At 70.7% G+C, this 18,922-nt stretch carries 16 protein-coding genes; 4 read left to right on the forward strand and 12 right to left on the reverse strand.

Annotation, left to right across the window (positions count from 1 at the left end; translation table 11 throughout):
• Nucleotides 1–17 precede the first annotated feature (17 nt).
• Together AB0J76_RS01780 and AB0J76_RS01785 are read left to right on the forward strand one after the other, a co-directional pair.
• Nucleotides 18–1,862 carry a 2-oxoacid:acceptor oxidoreductase subunit alpha gene (locus AB0J76_RS01780; RefSeq protein WP_352322478.1) on the forward strand — a complete coding sequence of 615 codons (1,845 nt, stop codon included), beginning with the start codon at nt 18–20 and terminating at the stop codon, nt 1,860–1,862.
• Nucleotides 1,855–2,901 (forward strand): 2-oxoacid:ferredoxin oxidoreductase subunit beta, encoded by a 1,047-nt coding sequence (locus AB0J76_RS01785; RefSeq protein ID WP_352322477.1) that lies wholly within the window; start codon nt 1,855–1,857, stop codon nt 2,899–2,901. Before AB0J76_RS01780 ends, AB0J76_RS01785 begins: the two co-directional genes overlap by 8 nt.
• 60 nt (nt 2,902–2,961) lie before the next feature.
• On the opposite strand, the gene AB0J76_RS01790 is transcribed toward AB0J76_RS01785, so the two are convergent.
• Genes AB0J76_RS01790 through AB0J76_RS01830 form a run of 9 tightly spaced genes read right to left on the reverse strand, consistent with a single transcriptional unit; the run spans nt 2,962 to nt 13,136 of the window.
• Complete coding sequence (locus tag AB0J76_RS01790) at nt 2,962–3,663, reverse strand: hypothetical protein (protein WP_352322476.1); 702 nt, start codon at nt 3,661–3,663, stop codon at nt 2,962–2,964.
• The gene (locus tag AB0J76_RS01795) at nt 3,660–4,610 is read right to left on the reverse strand and encodes an NAD-dependent epimerase/dehydratase family protein (RefSeq protein WP_352322475.1); all 951 of its coding nucleotides are present in this window, start codon (nt 4,608–4,610) and stop codon (nt 3,660–3,662) included. Before AB0J76_RS01795 ends, AB0J76_RS01790 begins: the two co-directional genes overlap by 4 nt.
• Complete coding sequence (locus AB0J76_RS01800) at nt 4,607–5,902, reverse strand: nucleotide sugar dehydrogenase (RefSeq protein ID WP_352322474.1); 1,296 nt, start codon at nt 5,900–5,902, stop codon at nt 4,607–4,609. Before AB0J76_RS01800 ends, AB0J76_RS01795 begins: the two co-directional genes overlap by 4 nt.
• 1 nt (nt 5,903) lies before the next feature.
• Nucleotides 5,904–6,761 carry an endo alpha-1,4 polygalactosaminidase gene (locus AB0J76_RS01805; protein WP_352322473.1) on the reverse strand — a complete coding sequence of 286 codons (858 nt, stop codon included), beginning with the start codon at nt 6,759–6,761 and terminating at the stop codon, nt 5,904–5,906.
• A complete protein-coding gene (locus AB0J76_RS01810) occupies nt 6,758–7,609 on the reverse strand; it encodes an NAD(P)-dependent oxidoreductase (RefSeq protein ID WP_352322472.1) in 852 nt (283 codons plus the stop codon). The genes AB0J76_RS01805 and AB0J76_RS01810 overlap by 4 nt, the downstream gene beginning before the upstream one ends.
• A complete protein-coding gene (locus tag AB0J76_RS01815) occupies nt 7,606–8,331 on the reverse strand; it encodes a sugar phosphate nucleotidyltransferase (RefSeq protein WP_352322471.1) in 726 nt (241 codons plus the stop codon). The genes AB0J76_RS01810 and AB0J76_RS01815 overlap by 4 nt, the downstream gene beginning before the upstream one ends.
• A gap of 22 nt (nt 8,332–8,353) precedes the next feature.
• Nucleotides 8,354–9,751: a hypothetical protein gene (locus tag AB0J76_RS01820; protein WP_352322470.1), complete on the reverse strand. Its 1,398-nt coding sequence runs from the start codon at nt 9,749–9,751 to the stop codon at nt 8,354–8,356.
• Nucleotides 9,748–11,157 (reverse strand): GT4 family glycosyltransferase PelF, encoded by a 1,410-nt coding sequence (gene pelF / locus AB0J76_RS01825; RefSeq protein ID WP_352322469.1) that lies wholly within the window; start codon nt 11,155–11,157, stop codon nt 9,748–9,750. Before pelF ends, AB0J76_RS01820 begins: the two co-directional genes overlap by 4 nt.
• Nucleotides 11,154–13,136 (reverse strand): hypothetical protein, encoded by a 1,983-nt coding sequence (locus AB0J76_RS01830; RefSeq protein WP_352322468.1) that lies wholly within the window; start codon nt 13,134–13,136, stop codon nt 11,154–11,156. Before AB0J76_RS01830 ends, pelF begins: the two co-directional genes overlap by 4 nt.
• Nucleotides 13,137–13,485: 349 nt before the next feature.
• Between AB0J76_RS01830 and AB0J76_RS01835 the strand changes: the two genes are divergently transcribed.
• Together AB0J76_RS01835 and AB0J76_RS01840 are read left to right on the forward strand one after the other, a co-directional pair.
• The gene (locus tag AB0J76_RS01835) at nt 13,486–14,295 is read left to right on the forward strand and encodes an AfsR/SARP family transcriptional regulator (protein ID WP_352322498.1); all 810 of its coding nucleotides are present in this window, start codon (nt 13,486–13,488) and stop codon (nt 14,293–14,295) included.
• Between the two features lie 64 nt (nt 14,296–14,359).
• On the forward strand, nt 14,360–15,451 hold the full coding sequence (locus AB0J76_RS01840; protein WP_352322467.1) for an acyltransferase: 1,092 nt from the start codon (nt 14,360–14,362) through the stop codon (nt 15,449–15,451).
• On the opposite strand, the gene AB0J76_RS01845 is transcribed toward AB0J76_RS01840, so the two are convergent.
• The 3 genes from AB0J76_RS01845 to AB0J76_RS01855 are packed head-to-tail and all read right to left on the reverse strand — an operon-like array spanning nt 15,448 to nt 18,913.
• Nucleotides 15,448–16,323, reverse strand: coding sequence for a Gfo/Idh/MocA family oxidoreductase (locus AB0J76_RS01845; protein ID WP_352322466.1), 876 nt, complete (start codon nt 16,321–16,323; stop codon nt 15,448–15,450). The genes AB0J76_RS01840 and AB0J76_RS01845 overlap by 4 nt on opposite strands.
• Entirely contained in the window at nt 16,320–17,612 is a 1,293-nt protein-coding gene (locus AB0J76_RS01850; RefSeq protein ID WP_352322465.1) for a hypothetical protein, read from the reverse strand. The genes AB0J76_RS01845 and AB0J76_RS01850 overlap by 4 nt, the downstream gene beginning before the upstream one ends.
• A gap of 11 nt (nt 17,613–17,623) precedes the next feature.
• Nucleotides 17,624–18,913: a hypothetical protein gene (locus tag AB0J76_RS01855; protein WP_352322464.1), complete on the reverse strand. Its 1,290-nt coding sequence runs from the start codon at nt 18,911–18,913 to the stop codon at nt 17,624–17,626.
• Between the last annotated feature and the right edge of the window lie 9 nt (nt 18,914–18,922).

An 18,922-nucleotide genomic window follows, 5' to 3' on the forward strand; every position in this document is an offset into this window, starting at 1 on the left:
TCGAGGAGGACTGAGCTGTGACGAAGCAGGTCCAGCAACTCGACCGCGTGATCATCAGGTTCGCCGGCGACTCCGGCGACGGCATGCAGCTCACCGGCGACCGCTTCACCGCGGGGACGGCGGAGTTCGGCAACGACCTGTCGACGCTGCCCAACTTCCCCGCCGAGATCCGCGCCCCCGCAGGAACCCTGCCCGGCGTGTCGAGCTTCCAGCTCCACTTCGCCGACCACGACATCCTGACGCCCGGCGACGCGCCCAACGTGCTGGTGGCCATGAACCCGGCGGCGCTGAAGGCCAACCTGGGCGACCTGCCGCGCGGCGCCGACATCATCGCCAACACCGACGAGTTCTCCAAGCGCAATCTGCAGAAGGTCGGCTACGCGGCCAACCCGCTGGAGGACGACTCCCTGAGCGAGTGGCGCGTGCACGCGGTGCCGCTGACCTCGCTGACGGTCAAGGCGCTCGAAGGCTTCGAGATCTCGAAGAAGGACGCCGAGCGCGCCAAGAACATGTTCGCCCTCGGCCTGCTGTCGTGGCTCTACCACCGGCCGACCGAGCAGACGATCTCGTTCCTGCAGCAGAAGTTCGCCAAGAAGCCCGACATCGCCAAGGCGAACATCGCGGCCTTCCAGGCGGGCTGGAACTACGGCGAGACGACCGAGTCGTTCTCGGTCTCCTACGAGGTCAAGCCGGCCAGGCTGGCTCCCGGCGTCTATCGCAACATCTCCGGGAACCAGGCTCTGGCCTACGGGCTGATCGCGGCCAGCGTGCAGTCGAAGCTGCCGTTGTTCCTGGGCTCGTACCCGATCACGCCGGCCAGCGACATCCTGCACGAGTTGTCCAAGCACAAGCGGTTCGGCATCCGCACCTTCCAGGCGGAGGACGAGATCGCGGGCGTCGGCGCGGCGCTGGGCGCCGCGTTCGGCGGGGCGCTGGGCGTGACCACCACCTCCGGCCCCGGCGTGGCGCTGAAGGCGGAGACGGTCGGCCTCGCGGTCACCACCGAGCTGCCGTTGATCATCGTTGACGTCCAGCGCGCCGGTCCCAGCACGGGCATGCCGACCAAGACCGAGCAGACCGACCTGCTGATGGCCATGTTCGGCCGCAACGGCGAGTCGCCGGTGCCGATCGTCGCGCCGCTGTCGCCGAGCGACTGCTTCGACGCGGCCGTCGAGGCGGCCCGCATCGCGGTCAAGTACCGCACGCCGGTCATGTTGCTCTCGGACGGCTACCTGGCCAACGGCTCGGAGCCGTGGCGCCTGCCCGAAGTTTCCGACTTGCCCGACATTTCGCAGGAATTCACGACCGAGCCCAACGGTGAGGGCGGCGAGTTCCTGCCGTTCAAGCGTGACACCGAGACGCTGGCCCGCCCCTGGGCCATCCCCGGCACCCCCGGCCTCGAACACCGCATCGGCGGCATCGAGAAGGCTGACGGCACCGGCAACATCTCCTACGACCCGGACAACCACGACCTGATGGTCCGCACCCGGGCCGCCAAGATCGCCGGGATCGACGTGCCCGACCTCGCGGTCGACGACCCCGACGGCGACGCCAAGGTCCTGGTCATCGGCTGGGGCTCGACGTACGGGCCGATCGCGGCGGCCGTGCGGCGCATCAGGCGCGAGGGCGGCAAGGTCGCCCAGGCGCACCTGCGCCACCTCAACCCGCTGCCGGCCAACACCGGCGAGGTGCTCAAGAGCTACGACAAGGTGCTGCTGCCCGAGATCAACCTCGGCCAGCTCGCGCTGCTGCTGCGGGCCCGCTACCTCGTCGACGTGATCAGCTACAACCGCGTGCGCGGGCTCCCGTTCAAGGCCGAGGAGCTGGCCGGAGTCATTCAGGACGTGATCGACAGTGACTGAGCTGGTGAACGGGAAGGGCCTGAGCCTGGTTCCCAAGACCGACGTCAAGCAGGGGCTGAAGGACTTCAAGTCCGACCAGGAGGTGCGCTGGTGCCCGGGTTGCGGCGACTACGCGATCCTGGCCGCGGTGCAGAGCTTCCTGCCCGAGCTGGGGCTGCGGCGCGAGAACATCGTGTTCGTCTCCGGCATCGGCTGCTCCTCGCGCTTCCCGTACTACCTCAACACCTACGGCTTCCACTCGATCCACGGCCGCGCGCCCGCGATCGCGACCGGCCTGGCCGCCTCGCGGCCGGACCTGTCGGTGTGGGTGATCACCGGTGACGGCGACGCGCTGTCGATCGGCGGCAACCACCTGATCCACGCGCTGCGCCGCAACGTCAACCTGAACATCCTGCTGTTCAACAACAGGATCTACGGTCTGACCAAGGGCCAGTACTCGCCCACCTCCGAGGTCGGCAAGATCACCAAGTCGACCCCGATGGGTTCGCTGGACAAGCCGTTCAACCCGATCTCGCTGGCCATCGGCGCCGAGGCGTCGTTCGTGGCGCGCACGATCGACTCCGACCGCAAGCACCTGCAGTCGGTGCTGCGCGAGGCCACGGCCCACCGCGGCACGTCGCTGGTGGAGATCTACCAGAACTGCAACATCTTCAACGACAACGCCTTCGAGCAGCTCAAGGACCCGGCGGTCCGCGACGACATCACGCTGCGCCTGGAGCACGGCCAGCCGATCGTGAGCGCGTCCAAGGCCGTCGTGCGCGGCGCGAACGGCGGCATCGAGGTCGTCGCCAGGGACGGCGTGAGCGAGGAGCAGATCCTCGTGCACGACGCCCACAACCCCGACCCGTCGGTGGCCTTCGCCCTCAGCAGGCTCGACGAGCCGGCCTTCGAGCACGTGCCGATCGGCATCTTCCGCCAGGTCGACCGCCCGGCCTACGACGTGCTCATGGCCGACCAGCTGGAGGAGGCCGTGGCGCAGAAGGGCCCCGGCGACCTGAGCGAGCTGCTGCTGGGCGGCGACACCTGGCGCATCGGCTGACGCCAGGCGCAGCAGACCGGTACAGAAGGGAGACGCCGCCGTCCGTCGGGCGGCGGCGTCTCAGATCTTCGACAGCACACGATCGGTGACGAAGCACAACATCCCGAACTCGCGCGCCCTGCGGTAGGCGAAGTCGGTCAGCTCCTCGTCCTCGGCGTAGTCGAGGGCGTAGAGGTCCACGTCGTGGCCGAGCAGCCGCTCGGCCACCTCGGCGTGCGTCTCCAGCACGTCGTCGGGCCACGGCGCGTACGAGTCCGTGTCCACCCAGCGGGCGGAGAACGACTCGAACAGGATGCCGTCCACCAGCCCGGTGAGCTGCGGCAGCAGCCCGAACCCCCGGTTGGCCAGCATGTAGTCCGGCTGGGCCTCCTCCCTGATCGCGGCGATCAGGTAGAGCAGGTGGGGCAGGTCCTCGGGGTAGTTGAACTCGATGTTCAGCGTGTCGAGGAACAGGCCGTCGAAGCCGCGGGCGATGGCCGCTCTGGCCTGCTCCACGACGTGCGCCACCCAGCGCGGGTCGCCGCAGTGGACGAAGGCGCCGCCCCAGTCGGGGTTGCGCTCCTGCCGCTGCCAGGGGGCGGGCGGCCCGACGTCCTCGGTCAGCGACAGGTAGCCGAGCGTCTGCACCCCGCGCTCGCGCAGCAGGCTCAGTTCCTGCGTGCTGTAGTAGTTCTCCTCGGCCTGAAGGACGACCTTGTCGAACCTGGACAGCCGGTCGAGGTGCCCCGCCCCGTAGTAGAACGCGATAGGCAGTTGCGTCATGGTCTCCACGATTCCTGATACCAGGTGAACGTCTTGCGCACGCCCTCCTCCAGGCCGACGCGGGGCTCGTACCCGGTCAGCTCACGCAGCAGCGTGAGGTCGGGGCAGCGGCGCGCGACGGATCCGGCGGGGGCGGGCACGTCGTGCCTTTCCGGACTGACACCCGCCACGCTCAGGACGAGCTCGGCCAGGTCGCCGATGTTGGTCTCGGTGTCGTTGCCGATGTGCACGATCTGCCCGAAGGCCTTGGGCGTGTCCATGAGGCTGACCACGGCCTCCACGGCGTCGTCCACGTAGCAGAAGGCGCGGCTCTGGTCGGCGCCGTACAGCGTGAAGGGGTTCTCGCCGCGGGCGGCCCGCAGTGACAGCTCGGGGATCACGTGGTCGGCGCCCATACGCGGGCCGTAGACGTTGTGGAAGCGTCCGATGACGGCCTCGAAGCCCTTGGCGCGCGCGGTGTGCAGCACCGCGGCCTCGCCGAGCAGCTTGCTGATCGCGTACGTGTACCGCGGCGAGCCGACGTCCTCGATCACCAGCGGGACGGTCTCCGGCGTCGGCACGGGGGCCAGGCCCGTGGTGACGGCGCCCGCGTACGCCTCGCTGGTGGAGGCGAAGAACAGCCGGTCGCCGGGGCTCAGCCAGTCGAGCAGGTGCATCAGGGCCAGCGTGTTGACCCTGATCACCTTGGCCGGGTCCTTCTCGACGTTGCGGACGCCGACGACCGCGGCCAGCATGTAGATCTGGTCCCAGCCGTGCTCGATCGCGGCGTACGCGGCCGGGTCGGTGAGGTCGGCCGAGCGCACCTCGACGTCCAGGCCGGTGAGCGCGTCGTCGCGGCGGCCGCGGGAGAAGTCGTCCACGACGGTGACGTCGTGGCCGTCGGCGAGCAGCCGGCGGGCCAGGTGCAGCCCGATGAATCCGGCGCCGCCCAGCAGCAGTGTCCTCACGCCACGACCTCCTTGGCGGTGTAGCCGATGCCGGCGTAGCGCACGCCGCTCCGCACGACGGCGGCCTCGTCGAGGATGCGCCAGGAGTCGAACACCACCCGCAGCCCCGACCCGGCGAGCCTGCCGCCGATCTCCAGCGCCCGGTAGTCGGGGTGGTCGTTGATGACGATCATGGCGTCGGCGTCGCTGAACGCCTTGTCCAGGCTGACGGGTTCGCCGCCGTACTCGCGGATGACCTGGTCGGTGACCATCGGGTCGTGGCCGAGGACGGTGAGCCCGGCGGCGCGGAAGACCGGCACCATGTCGGCGACGGGTGTGCCGCGCATGTCGTCGGTGGCCGGCCAGCCCTTGTAGGCCCAGCCGAGCACGGACAGCGTGACCCCCTCGGTGCGGCCGAACGCCTCGCGGACCAGCTCGACCACGCGCTCGGCGACGTGCGCTGGCAGCCGCTCGTTGAGCTTGCGCGCCTGCCCCACCAGGTACGGGCTCCGCGACGTGCTGGCGATCATGATGTACGGGTCCTTCGACAGGCAGCCGCCGCCGACGTACCCGGGCTTGGCCAGGTCGGGCCGCGGGTAGTCGAGGTTGGTCGCCCTGATCACCTCCAGGGGGTCCAGGCCGTGCTGCTCGGCGATGAGCGCGATCTCGTTGCCGAAGGCGTAGATCAGGTCGGTGTGGCAGTTGTTGGACAGCTTGACCATCTCGGCGGTCTCCAGGCTGGAGACGGGCACGATCTGGTCGGCGAGGCCCTGGAAGACCTCGATGCCGGCCCGCAGGCTCTCCTCGTCGAGCCCGCCGATCACCTGGGGCAGTTCCACCAGCTCGCGCAGCGCTTGGCCCTGGATGGTGCGCTCGGGCGCCATGACGACCTTCGCGCCGCCCCAGCGGGCGGTGAGCGGAGGCAGCACGACCTTCCTGCTGGTGCCGACCGGCACGGTGCTGCGGACGACGACCAGCGTCTCCGGACGCTCGGCGACGTGCTCGGCGGCGGCGGACAGGTTGCTCAGGTCCGGCCGGCCCGTGGACAGGTCCACCGGGGTGGAGACGGACAGGATCGCCGCGTCGAGCCGCTGCTCGGGGAGCTGGTCGGAGATGAAGATGGAGCTGCCCAGGTGCTCGGCGAAGGCCTCTTCGACCCCTGGCTCGTACACGTGGATCCGGCCGCCGGACAGCGCCTCGACCACGTGCGGGCTGTTGTCCACGCCGTACACGGTGTAACCCTTGCGGGCCAGGGCGGCGGTCAGCGTCAGGCCGACGTAGCCCATGCCGATCACGCCGACTGTCTTCGGCATTTCACGATCCTCTCTTTGAACAGGACGGAGACACGCGGTCGAGTTCGACCGTGGTGACGTTCCCCGCTATGCCGTAGCGGTGGTAGGCGGCGCAGGCGGCGGCGATGCCGGCCGGTCTGCGCGCGTAGTCGGTGGCGAGCACGGCCTTGCCGAGCTTGCGCAGGGCGAGGGCGTGCGCCAGGTTCTCCCGGCACCAGTCCTCGACGCAGGGTTTGTCGGTGGCCTTGACGAACAGCTCCTCCATGCCGATGCCGTCGATGGCCCGGACGTACCCGGGCTGGAGCCGTAGCTCGGGAGAGTTCTGGGGGACGATGAAGAAGCCGGGACGGACCTTCTTCGCGTACCCGCTGATCTGGACGATCAGGTCGCTCATCTTCCTGGCCAGGGTCGCGCGGCTCTCGCCGGGCACCCGTTTGAGGTCGATCTCCTCGTACGCGAGCGGCGTGTCGAGGTAGACGCCGTCGAACCCGGCGCGCAGCGCCTGGTCCACGCGGGGCTTGACCACGACATCCCACCAGCGGCGGTCCCAGTAGCGCACGAAACGCTCGTCCGGCCAGTCGGGCCAGACGTTGAGGACGAGGTCCCTCGGCAGCCCGCGGTACTCGGTGCGGAAGGTCTCGATGGAGCCGATCTCGAAGTAGGCCAGCACCTTCTTGCCGCTCGCGCGCACCCGGGCGATCTCGGCGGGCCGGAAGTAGCCCTTCGTGGTGCCGTCGCGCGACAGGTCCACGATGGCGAGCTGGTGGGGGGCGCGGGCGACGGTGTCGAGGCGGCCCGCGGGGTAGTCCTGCAGGACGTACGTGAACGACCGCACGTCCGTCAGCGACATCAGCAGCGCGCCCGCCAGGAGGACGTTCATGCCATCGCCTTGATCGAGTCGGCGAGCGGGATCGAGGGCCGCCAGCCCAGCACGTCCCAGGCCCTGCCGACGTCGGCGCGGCTCCACGGGGCGGCGCCGGCCCTGCCGGAGACGGGGGCGCTCTCGCGGATCTCCCCGGTGAACCCGCAGACCTCGGCCAGCAGCTTGACCGCCTCCCGCACGGCGACCGCCCTCCCGCTGCCGACGTTGATCACCCGTTCGGCGGGCTCGGCGACGAACGCGGCGCGGACCACGGCGTCGGCCACGTCCCTGACGTCCACGAAGTCGCGCATCGCGCCCAGCGGCCCGAGGTCGGCGCGGCCGGCGCGCATGAGCTCCCTGGCCCGGCCGAGCACGTTGTCGGCGGAGATGCCCGGCCCGACCGGGTTGAAGACGCGCAATGACAGGCCGTCGATCTCGCGGGTCCGCTCGACGAGGAGCGTCCCCGCCAGGTGGCTGATGCCGTACGCGGTGATCGGCCTGGCCGGGTCCTCCTCGTGCTGGACGTGGCCGTAGGGCACGGGGCCGTACTCGGCGGCCGAGCCGAGCCGGACGAACCGGGCGCGCGGCGCGGCGACGGCCATGGCCTCCAGCAGGAGGGCAGTCACCCCCGCGTTGCCACGGAACAGCTCCGCGTGGCCGCCGGACATGCGGCCCACGCAGTTGAGCACGACCGAGGGGGCCACCTCGCGCAGGAACGCCGCCACCGTGCCGGGGTCCGCCGACAGCAGGTCGAGGTCGGCACGGCCCGGGCAGACGAGCTGTGCGGGCCGGGGATCGCCGGCCAGCAGCTCCCTGACCTGGCGGCCGAGGAAGCCGGTGGCGCCGAAGAGCACGATGGTGGTCATCGCACCGGGTCCCTGGCCGGCAACAACAACGGCCGGATCTCGTCGAACCGGGCGTTGGCCTCGTCGTAGTCGTCGGGCCGCCCGATGTCGAGCCAGTAGCCCTCGAACTCGTACACGCCGGGCGGGGTGCCGCGCGCCAGCAGTTCGAGCACCAGCTCGTCGAAGCCGAACGGCATGCCCTCGGGATAGTGCTCGATCGTCGAGCGGGACAGGGCGTAGACGCCCATGCTCACGAGGTAGCTGAGCAGCGGCTTCTCGCGGAAGCCGACGATCTGGCCGCCCTGGGTCTCCAGCACGCCGAAGTCGATCTTGACCACGCGGGGAGAGGTCGCCACGGTGAGCGGCGCGCCGGTCTCGATGTGCCGGTTCAGCAGGTCGGCGTAGTTGAGCGTGGTGAGCACGTCGCCGTTCATGACGAGGAACTGCTCGGGCAGCCGGTCCCTGATCGGGAACAGCGGCCCGATCGTGGACAGCGGCTTGACCTCCTCGGTGTAGTCGACCTCCATCCCCCATCGGGAGCCGTCGCCCACGAACGCCCGGATCAGCGGGCTCAGGTGCCCGACCGCGAGCGTGGCCGCGGTGAAACCCTGGGCGGTCAGCTGCTGCAGGATGATGTCGAGGATGGCGTACTCCTCGCCGATCGGCACCAGCGGTTTGGGCAGCGCGGAGGTGTACGGGCGCAGGCGGACTCCTTTGCCGCCCGCGAGTATGACGACGTGCACAGTGGTCTCCTGGTGTGAAGGATCAGCTGTACTGCCTGACGTCCCTGAGCCCGAGGCTCATCAGGACGGTCAGGATCACGAGGAACAGCGACGCGGCGGCCGCGAAGAGCAGGACGTCGGCCAGCGCGGTGTGCCCGGCGGGCAGGAAGAGGCGGCCCAGGGGGTGTACGGCGAGCGCCACCGCCTGGGCGATGCACAGATGGATCACTTTGGCCTGGTTGGCGAGCAGGAAGGCGACGAAGTAGGCGCCGCCGATGACGACGTGGGCGACGGCCATGGCGACGCTCGCCTCGGTCAGGTCGCCGGTCGCGTAGAGGAATCCCAGCGGCAGCACCGACAGGACGGCGAGCGCGGCGAGGCAGACGAACAGGCCCTTGGCCAGCAGCCACCGGCCGCGGCGGGTGAAGTCGGCCGGATAGCGCACCTCCCCGATCGCGGCCCGGACGTCGTCCTCGAACGAGTGGGCCCGGTACTCCAGGATCCCCATGCCGACGACGAGCCCGGCGCCGGCGACCGCGATGTCGGCCCGTTCGAGCACGTACCGGCCCTCGGCCTGGAGCAGGAACACCGCGCTCAACAGGGCGTAGACGAGCGAGGGCGCCAGGGCGCGGGCGTTCGCCTCGACGAGCGTGCGCAGCGGCGGCTCGGCGGCGTCGTCGGGGCCGCGGGTGAGCGTGAGCCTGAGCGCGCCCGCCACGGTGGCCACGATGCACATCAGGCCCACCCAGATCGTCAGCAGCCCCACCCAGCGGTCGCCGATGACGATGTAGGCCAGGCCCGCGACCGCGGCCGGCGCCATCATCAGGCCGAGCCAGCCCTCCCGCCGGTAGAACAGCAGGATCCCCGAGGCGATCTGGAAGGCCATCTGCATGACGCACAGGGCGACCAGCATGACCGGCCCGTCGCGCGAGATGGCGACGGTGCCCGCCATGAAGGCGGCGGCCAGCACGCCCACGAGCAGGCCGCTGCGCAGCACGCGGCCGGCCGAGCGCGGGTGTCCCTGGGCGATCAGCGAATAGCCCAGGTGGGCCGCGGCGCTGCCGACGATCCAGCCGAAGCCCGTGGTCAGCACCAGGCCGGGCATCAGCCACTGGCTGCCCACCAGGCCGGAGGCGGCCGGGAGCAGGGCCGCCGGCAGGGCGTAGAGCAGGCCGTGCAACATCTGGGCGGCCGGCCTGGCCCGCTTGAGCGGCGTGCGGGTGCGCGCCTGCGGACGGTTCATCGCCTTGACGTGGAAGTAGGCGGTCTCGGCCAGGGCGAAGATGTCGGCGTGGCCGTACTGCTCGCGGGCGATCTTGTCGTTCAGCCCTTGGGACTCCAGCATGGCCGCGACCTGGAGGGGTTCGACGGCGCGGAAGACCCCGGTGCCCATGGGCTCGATGAGGTCGTCGATCGAGCGGGAGGGCTCCACCGCGGTCACGCGCGCGCCCCGACGAGCTCGCGATAGACCGCGCGGTAGTCGTCGAGCGACTGCCGGAGCGTGAAGCGGCTCAGCACCCGCTGCCTGGCCAGCGCGCCGAGCCTGCGGCGCAGCTCGGCGTCGTGCAGCAGCCGCACCATGGCGTCGGCGGCGGCCGCGTGGTCGCGGGGCGGCACCACGAACCCGGTGTCGCCCACCGCCTCGGCCACCCCGCCGACGTTGGTCACGACGCACGGCCTGCCACAGGCCATGGCCTCGACGACGGTGTAGGGGAAGCCCTCGGAGATGCTGGTCAGGGCCACGACCTGGCCCGCGTGGTAGGCGTCCACCTGGGTCGCGACCCGGCCCTCCAGCACCGCCGAGCCTTCCAGGCCGAGCTCGTCGATGAGGTCGAGGCAGCTCTCCTGGTAGCTCTCGTTGCCCTTCGGGACGCCTCCGAAGATCCGCAGCCGGGCGCCCGGGACCTTGTCCCGGACGATGTCGAACGCGCGGATCAGCGTGTGCAGGTCCTTCAGCGGGTCGACCCGGCCCATGAACACGATCGTGGGCTGGGGCGGGTCGGAGGTGGCCACCGGGAAGTCGGCCGGGTCCACGCCGTTGTACATCACCCGGATGCGGGCCGGGTCGGCGCCGTTGTGAACCTGCCAGCGCCGGTTGTACGTCGAGTGCGGCGCGATGCGGTCGGCCGCCACGTACGCCGCCCCCGCCAGGCGGCGGAAGAAGCTGAGCAGTAAGACCCGCACGGCGTGCGAGACCGGCTCGTTGACGTACTGGAGGTAGCGTTCCCGCAGGTAGACGCCGTGTTCGGAGAGCACGATCGGGGTGCCGTACCGCCATTTGGCGGTCATCGCCATGAGCATGCTGAGCCCGTTCATGGCGACGTGCATCAGGTCCGTGCGCGGCGGCGGCTCCGACAGCGGGCGCAACATGTGGCCCATGAGGTTCCCCGCCACGATGGCGTCGGCGAGGGTGAGCCCGTCGGTCCTGTTCCAGTACCAGGCGTCCATGAGCTGCGACAACGACTCGTTGGCGGTGAGGGCGCCGATGAGGTCGCCGCCCTCGGCCGCGAACCGGTAGATCTGCTCCAGCACCGCCAGGAACTCCGCGCCGCCGTCGCCCATGACGGCCGGGGTCAGCACCATCTCCAGGAAGCGGCCGTACGCGTCGCTGAAGCCGGGCCCCGGCGGCTTGGACGAGCGCCTGCGGGTCCTGCCCCAGAGCGGGACGGAGATGACCTGCTCCAGGTTGGCCGGCCGATCCCAGACCGGCCGCTCCTTGCCGTCGACCGTCATGGTCACGACGTCCCACCGGTAGTCGGGCATGCCCCTGATGAGCTGGTCCATCCAGACGCTCACCCCGCCCATGGCGAACGGGTAGGTCCCCTCGGAGACCAGCGTCACCTTCACGGTCGCACGCCCGCGGTGACCGTGACGGGGACGCCGGCGGTGAGCGTCAGGAGGGCGATGGAGTCGGTGCCGTACGCCGTCGCGCCGGGGGCGGCTGCGTTGGTGGCGAAGACGGACGCGTCGGCGGCGGACTCGAAGGTGACCGTGCCCGCCGTCCTGTCGTAGACCGCGCTCACCCCGGACAGCCCGGCGAAGTGCTTGGTGCGGTTCTCGACGTACTGGGCGAGAGAACCCCAGGCCGGCGTGAGGAGCGGGACGTTGTAGTAGCCGTTGTACTTGGCCATGACCGCGTTCAGCCAGTCGAAGACGAGGTTCTTGGACGAGCCGTAGTCCCGCAGATTGCCCTGGTGGAAGGTGTGGGCGTAGATCGAACCCGACATGACGTGCTGCATGGCCACGTCACTCTCGTGGTCCAGGATCTGGCTGTAGGTCTGGTCCACCGGCCAGTACGGGAACTTCCCGCCGGGCCCGTAGTAGGAGTTGTAGAACAGCGTCTCCTCGGCGGGTGCCGTGCTGTGGTAGGCGATGTTGGTCGGCCAGTCGGGCACCACCATCAGCGTGGGCTGGAGCGGGTGGTAGATGCCGCAGTTGAAGCAGGACGGCTGGTGGCTGCCGAACGACATGTTGCCGTGCAGGTACTTCACGCCCAGGTCTTTGGCGGCCTGCAACATGGCCGCGTTGGAGGCGGCCAGGCCGTAGTCGGTGGGCGGGTCGATGTCGTTGTTGACGTCGGGGTTGTAGACGCCGAGACCGGAGTACTCGCCGGTCTTGAGCACGGTCCCGTCCACGGTCAGGCCGATCGCGGTGGCCCTGGTGAGGTTGTCCTGGATCTCGGCGTAGCTCGTCGCGTAGTCCGTGAAGTTCAGCTTCGGATGCGTGAACGTGTGGTTGATCCACGAGAAGGCCCCGGCGCGGCAGCGCGAGTAGCTGGTCAGGGCGTCCTTGAAGAGCGGCGGGGTCGAGCACGTGGAGGGCGCGGTCGGGTCGGCGCCCTCGCCGTTGTAGGCGAGGTTCAGCTTGAAGCCCGAGGCGAGCGGGTTGGCGCCGGTGAAGGCCACCTGCTGGTTGTACGTGCTGATCGCGTCGGCCCTGGTCATGCGGTAGCCAGGGTTGGACTCGACGTGGCCGTCCGGGTAGAGGTGATCGGTGGAGTTGAAGTAGTCGTCGACGTCGGCGTTGAGGTAGTGGCGCTGCTCGCCCAGGTAGAGGCCGCGGGTGGCCCAGCGGAACAGCCCGAAGGTGAGCAGGTCGGCCTGCGGCAGGTACTGGTTGGAGGTGAACGTCAGCGCCATGCGCTCGCGGCCGTCGCCGGAGGTGCTGCGTACGCCGAGCACGTCGGAGCCGCTGGTCATGACCACGTCGGCGGCGCAACCGGGCGCGACCGTGCTGCGGTAGACGTACGACAGCGAGATCGGCACGTTCACGCCGGTCTTCAGGTAGTCGAACACGCCGGCGCCCGCCGTGGTGAGCTGGGTGCCGATGGGCGTGCTCGCGACACCGCCCTCACTGCCCGCGCGCAGGCAGTAGTCCTCGGGCCAGGTGCCGTAGGCGGTGTAGAGCGAGGCCTGACGGACGCCGTAGTCCCGCTCGTACGCCCATAGAACGTTCCATTCGGTGGCGTCGAGGCCGCTGAGATAGCTGGAGCCGTCGTAGTAGAGCAGCGAGTTGTTGGTCAGCAGGACGGCGTTGTACTTGCCGACGCCGTCCGGGCGTACCAGGTCGGCCGCGGTGAGCGCCTGGGTCTTGCTGAGCAGCACGTCGTACTGGGCGCCGACCCGGTCGAGGGTGGCCCGCCAGGTCGCGATGCCCCAGTCGTCCTGGTCCACGGCGACGACGAGCACGCGCAGGCCGACCTTGTCGTCGGCGGCTGCCGCGAGCGCGGCGGCCGACCTGGCGACCGTGGTGGAGCGCTTGACGGGAACGGTCCCCTGCCTGGTTCTGGGCAGCGGACCGAGTTTGGCCGCCTTGGCCCGCTGCACGTCGGCGCGTACAGGTGCGGCGTGCGCATGATCCTGTCCACGTCCGTCGGCACCGGCCGTAAGAGAAGAGACGAGCACGAAACCGCCGGCCGCGGCCAGAGCGCGCCGACGCCAGAGTGAAAACACCACGATCCCCCCCATTCGGGCAAGTCCCCCGAATGCTTCCAAGTCGCTATAGACACCAACGACCAGCATTGAGTGTGAGATCACTGAGTTTCAGTTGAGTTTCAGCCCAATTTCCTCCCATACGGCTCCCGCCCCTCAGGAAACCCCCATATGCTTGCCGTCTAGAAAAGTCGGGCACTTGCAGGGGGGACCCATGCAGTTCGGCATCCTCGGAACGTTGGAAGTGACCGACGGGGAGCATGACTTATCCCTCCGTTCGATCCAGCAACGCACCCTGCTGGCCCTGCTGCTCTGTCACCACGGCACCGTCGCTCGCAGCGACGTGCTGATCGACGCCCTGTGGGGCAGCGGCGCGGGCGAGGCCGGAGCCCGGCGCCTGCGCCTGCAACTCCACCGGCTGCGCCACACGCTGGGCGACCGGGCGCCGATCATCCACCGCTCCACCGGTTACCGGCTCGACGTGCCGCGCGAGGCGGTGGACGCCTTACGCTTCGAGGACCTGGTGCGCAGAGGCCGGACCTTGATCCAGTCCGGGAACGATCCAAAGGGCGGCGACCTGATCAGGAGCGCCCTGGCCATGTGGCGCGGCCCGGCCCTGTCCGGCCTGAGCGACATCTCCCTCCTCCACCACCAGGCCACGCGGCTGGAGGAGCAGCGCCTCGGCGCGCTGGTCGACCGGATCGAGGCAGATCTGCGCCTGCGCAGGCACGCCGACCTGGTGGCCGAGCTGTCCGACCTCGTACGCGAGCATCCCCTGCGGGAGAAGTTCCGGGGCCAGCTCATGATCGCGCTCTACCGGACCGGCCGGCAGAGCGACGCCCTGGAGGTCTACCGGGAGGGCAGGCGCATCCTCGCCGCCGACCTCGGCCTCGAACCCTCCCAGGAGCTGCGCCGCCTGGAGCTGGCCATCCTCACCAGCGACTCGTCGCTGGCCCCCGGCCACCCGCCGGCGGCGGCCAAGCGGCCGGTGCACCGGCGCCTCGCGCCCCGGCACGCCGCGGGCTGTCCACATTGCGCCAGATACGTCCGGTAACGCGGCTCCGCGCTGGATCGATACATCTCCGGACGCGTCGGAGTACTCCCCAGGGGGCTGCTGAGTGGCCGGAGCAAGCGCGTTACGCACAGGTCCCGGCTCCTCCCGGGCCAACGCCTTCAACCTGCTGCGGCTGCTCGGCGCGTTCGCCGTCGTCGTCGAGCACAGCTGGGTGCTCTCCGGGCACGGCACGCCGCTCACCCCGGCCAGCGGGATCGGCGCCGGCGGCATCGGCGTCGGCGTCTTCTTCCTCATCAGCGGCTACCTGATCAGCGCGAGCTGGCTGGCCGACCCGTCGCCCGCCCGCTACACGCTGCGCCGGGCCCTGCGCATCTACCCCGCGTACGCGCTGGTCATCGTCCTGACCGCGCTGCTGCTCGGGCCCCTGGTGAGCACGCTGCCCGCGGCCGGGTACTTCTCGGGACCGGGCGCGTGGACCTACGTCGCCCGGGGGCTGCTCGTCCAGCCGGTGAGCTACGCGCTGCCCGGCGTCTTCGAGGGGCTGCCCTATCCAGGCGCGGTCAACGGCTCGTTGTGGACGATCTGGGTCGAGGTCCTGTGCTACGCGGGCGTGGCCGTCATGGGAGCGCTGGGACTGCTGCGGCGCCGTACGGTGCTGGCCGGGCTGGTGGCGGTCACCCTCGCCGTCACCACGGTCATCCATCTCACCGGCTACAGCGGCCCCCTGATCCCGCTGGTCGTCTCGGCCTTCGCCGCGCAGCCGCTGGCGTTCTTCGCCCTCGGCATGCTGGTCAGGGAGCTGCGCTGGGTGCCGCCCGCGTGGCTGACCCCGGCCGCGCTGGTGGCCTGGTGGTTGTCGTGGGGCACGCCCGCGGCCAACCTGTGCGCCATCGCCGCCATCACCTGCGCGACCTTCTTCGTCGCCTTCCGCTCGCCGGCGGCGCTGCACCGGCCCACCGGCTCCTACGATCTGTCCTACGGCGCCTACCTGCTGGCCTTCCCCGTCCAGCAGGTGCTGGTACAGCTCGGCGTCCGTACGCCCTGGCTGGTGCTGACGGCCACGGCCTGCGTGGTGCTGCCGTTCGCCGCGCTGAGCTGGCGCCTGGTCGAGGCCCCCGCCCTCCGGCTGCGCCGGCACAGGCCCGACCCCGTCCCGCCGGACGCGGCTCCGGAGGCGGCGGCGGGCGCGCCCTAGGACGGTTCGGCCTGCGCCAGCAGCCGCTGCAGGTGCAGGCCGCGATGCACGTCGATGGGGTGCGGCTCGCCGGTGCGCACGGCATGCGCGAACTCCGCCCGCAGGTTCGCCCTGGTCGCCCCCGAATCCTCCGGGAGCCGGTCGAAGTCGAGGGTCAGCGTGCCGCGGGGGCCGTACAGCTCGTAGTGGCTGCGGCGGCGCGGCGGCACCCGGCCGCAGATCGTGAGCTGGCTGACGGCGTCGTTCTCGTGCCGGCAGGTCAGCGCGAGCAGGCCGTCCTTGTTGCTCATGCTCCTGACCTCCTCGATCCGCCCCAGCGCGGCGTCGAGCAGGTCGAGCCCGTGCGGCCCGGTGTTGTAGAGCACCCCCGCCGTCGCCCGCCACGGGCTGTCGTCGTACGTGCCGTCCAGGAACTCGCCGGTGAGCTGGCAGCCGCGCGCCCCGAACACGGGGAAGTCGCGCAGCCGCGCCAGGAAGTCGCGGATGACCGGCCGGTACCGGTGGGTGAGGACGATCTGCGTGGCCACGCCCGCGGCCGTCACGGCCTGCGCCAGCGCCTCGGCGTCGGCCACCGACAACGCGATCGGCTTCTCCAGCAGCAGGGCACGGCCCGCGCGGGCCGCCCGCACCGCCAGCGCGGCCTGGACGTCGGGCGGCACCGCGAACACGACCCCCGCGCACCGCCCGAGCAGTTCCTCGTACGAGCCGAAGGCCGGCACCCCGTACTCTGCCGCCAGGCGTTCGGCGGCCGGGCGGCTCCTGCTCCACACTCCGGCGAGCCTGGTCTCGGGGCCCGCCGCGAACGTGGGCGCGTGGAAGATCCGCGCCCACGGACCCGCCCCGACCAGGCCCACCTCCACCGGCGCGGTCACGGCGTGATCCGGTAGACGTGGTAGGAGTCGGCCCGCGCGAACGCGTCGGTGAAGGAGCCGCCGCGTACCGGAAGGCTGCGGTTCTCGAACATCACCTCCACGTTCCGCGCCCCGGCGAGGGTGCCGGGCAGTCGCAGCGCGTACTCGCCGGGCGCGGCGTCCTCCTTGGTCATGGCGAAGACGTAGAAGGAGCCGTCCTTCTCCTTGAGCATGGTGTCGAGCCTCGGGCTGAAGGAGTGGGCGTACGACTGGGTGTTGAGCACCGGCGCCAGGCCGGTGATCCTGCGGTTCAGCTCGGTGACGGCCGCCCTGGTCTCCTTGGCGCACGGCTCCCGCAGCACGTGCTGGCTGGCGCAGGGGCCGCCGAAGCTGTGGTTGAAGTAGATGACGCCGCGGGCCTCATGGATGAGGGAGCTCATGACGGCTCCGGCGATCTCGTCGGGGGTGATGGCCCGCCGGCCGTTCGAGCCGGGCCAGCCGAGTTCCACGAACGCGTAGACGGGCTGCCTGCGGCCGTCCAGGGCGTCGAGCTGCCGGCCGCGGTCGACGACCCGCCCGTAGTTGGCGGCGCGCGGGCAGCGGTCCCTCGGGAGCTTGATGAAGTTCTCCGCCTCCGGGCAGATGCCGGTGTCGGTGTACCAGTAGACGTCGGTGGACATGACGTCGGTGTAGCCGTTGACGAACCGGGTCGCCTCCTGGTCGGACTCCCACATGGCGATGCCCTTGCCGTAGTTGGCGTAGTGCAGGCGGCCGTCCCCCTTGGGGAGCCTGTCCTTGAGCGTGCGCATCGCCGTGTAGCCGCAGGGCGGCTTGTCCGGCAGGCACACCTGCCCTTCCCCGCCGTACTTGCCGCTCCAGACGCCGTCCCCGGGGCCGGCGAACATGTCGGGCTCGTCGGCGATCATCCAGCCCACCGTCTCGGCGCCCGCGCCGGGCAGCGGCTTGCTGGTGATGGCGTACATGCCCGAGGAGCGGACCAGGTCCATCCTGCTGTTGGCGGTCAGCTCGACGTAGGTGTTGAGCCCGGCCTCCTTGTCCAGCCGTACGTCATGTTCCTCGACCACGGACTCGAACCAGACGCCGATCGGGAAGAACGCCGGATCGGTCCAGCCCGCCTTCGCCGGGGCGCCGAACCCGGCGTAGTAGGCCGGGCCGCCCTCCCAGGGGATGCGGGACAGGCCGGGGTGGCCGGGCTTCGGTTCCGGCCGCGTGACGAGCCACCCCGCGCAGAACAGCACGACGATCACCGGCAGCACGAACGCCCACCTTGGTACCTTGCGGAAAGCCATGTTCCTCCCAGCTAGGGCCTGATGCGATAGACGTGGTAGACGTGCTCCGCGTCGAACGTGGCGGTGAACCGGCCCTCCTGGTCGGCCGCGATGGGACGGTTCGTCAGATAGTCCTCGATCCGGCCGCTCTTCGACAGGTTCGCGGGCACGGTGAGCGTGTACGTCCCGGGCGATCTGCCGCCCGCGAGCATGGCGAACAGGTAGTAGGAGCCGTCGTACGCCTTGACCATCGTGTCCAGGTCCGGCGCGAAGTCATAGGCGTAGGACTGCGTGTTCAGCACGGGGGCCAGGCGGTCGATCTGGCCATCGACCTCGGTCACCGCCTTCCTGAGCGCCTGGCCGCAGGCGCTGCGCAGCACGTTCTCGCTCCGGCACGCCGGGCCCGCGGCGTGGGCGTCGTAGACGATGCCGCGGGCGCCGTGGATCAGCGAGCTCATCACGGCTCCGCCCACCTGCGGCGGCGTCAGCCCGGCAAGCGCGATGACCGAGAAGACGGGCTTGCGGCGGCCGTCGGCGGCGTCCAGCTCCCGCACCCGGTCCACGGTCGCGCCGTAGTTCGCGGCCCGGCGGCACCGGCCGGACGGCAGTTGCCGCCAGCGGGCGGCCTCGGCACAGATGTTCGGATCGCCGTACCAGGAGACGTCCACCCCGGCGATGCCGGCGTAGTCGTCGACGAACCTGGCCCCCTGCGGGTCGGTCGCCCACAGGGCCACTCCCTTGCCGAACGTGGCGTAGCGCGGACGAGAGTCGTGCGGCAGCCTGCCGTCGAGCGTGCGCAGGACGGTGTAGCCGCAGGCCAGGAGCTCGGGCCTGCACGGCGGCGGTGTCGCGCCCACCGAGCCGGTCCAGCGGGCGTCGCCGATGCCCGCCCACACGTCGGCCTTGTCGGCCAGCGTCCACCCCACCGTCTCCGCGCCCGAGCCGGGCAGCCGCCGGGCGGTCAGCGCGCTCATGCCCGCCTTCCGCAGCAGGCCGGGACGGCTGTCGCCGGTGAGCTCGACGTAGGTGTTGATCCCCATGGCCCGGTCCGCGGCGACCTGCTCACCCCGGCGGACGGCGGCGAACCAGAGCCCGACGGGGAAGAAGGACGGGCGCGTCCAGCCGGCGCCCACCGCCGCGGGCCATCCGGCGTAGGCCGCCGGGCCACCCTCCCAGGGCAGGGCGCGCATGGACATCGACGCCGCCGTCATCGACCTCGGAGCCGGGCTCGCCGGGTGGCCGCGCAGCCAGGTCCAGCCGGCCAGCGCCACCGCGGCGGCCGTCACGACCGCTCCGGCCTTGGACAACGTCAGCAGCTTCACAGCGCCTCC

It is taken from the genome of Nonomuraea sp. NPDC049624, assembly GCF_040675255.1.
In the GTDB taxonomy this organism is placed as follows: domain Bacteria; phylum Actinomycetota; class Actinomycetes; order Streptosporangiales; family Streptosporangiaceae; genus Nonomuraea.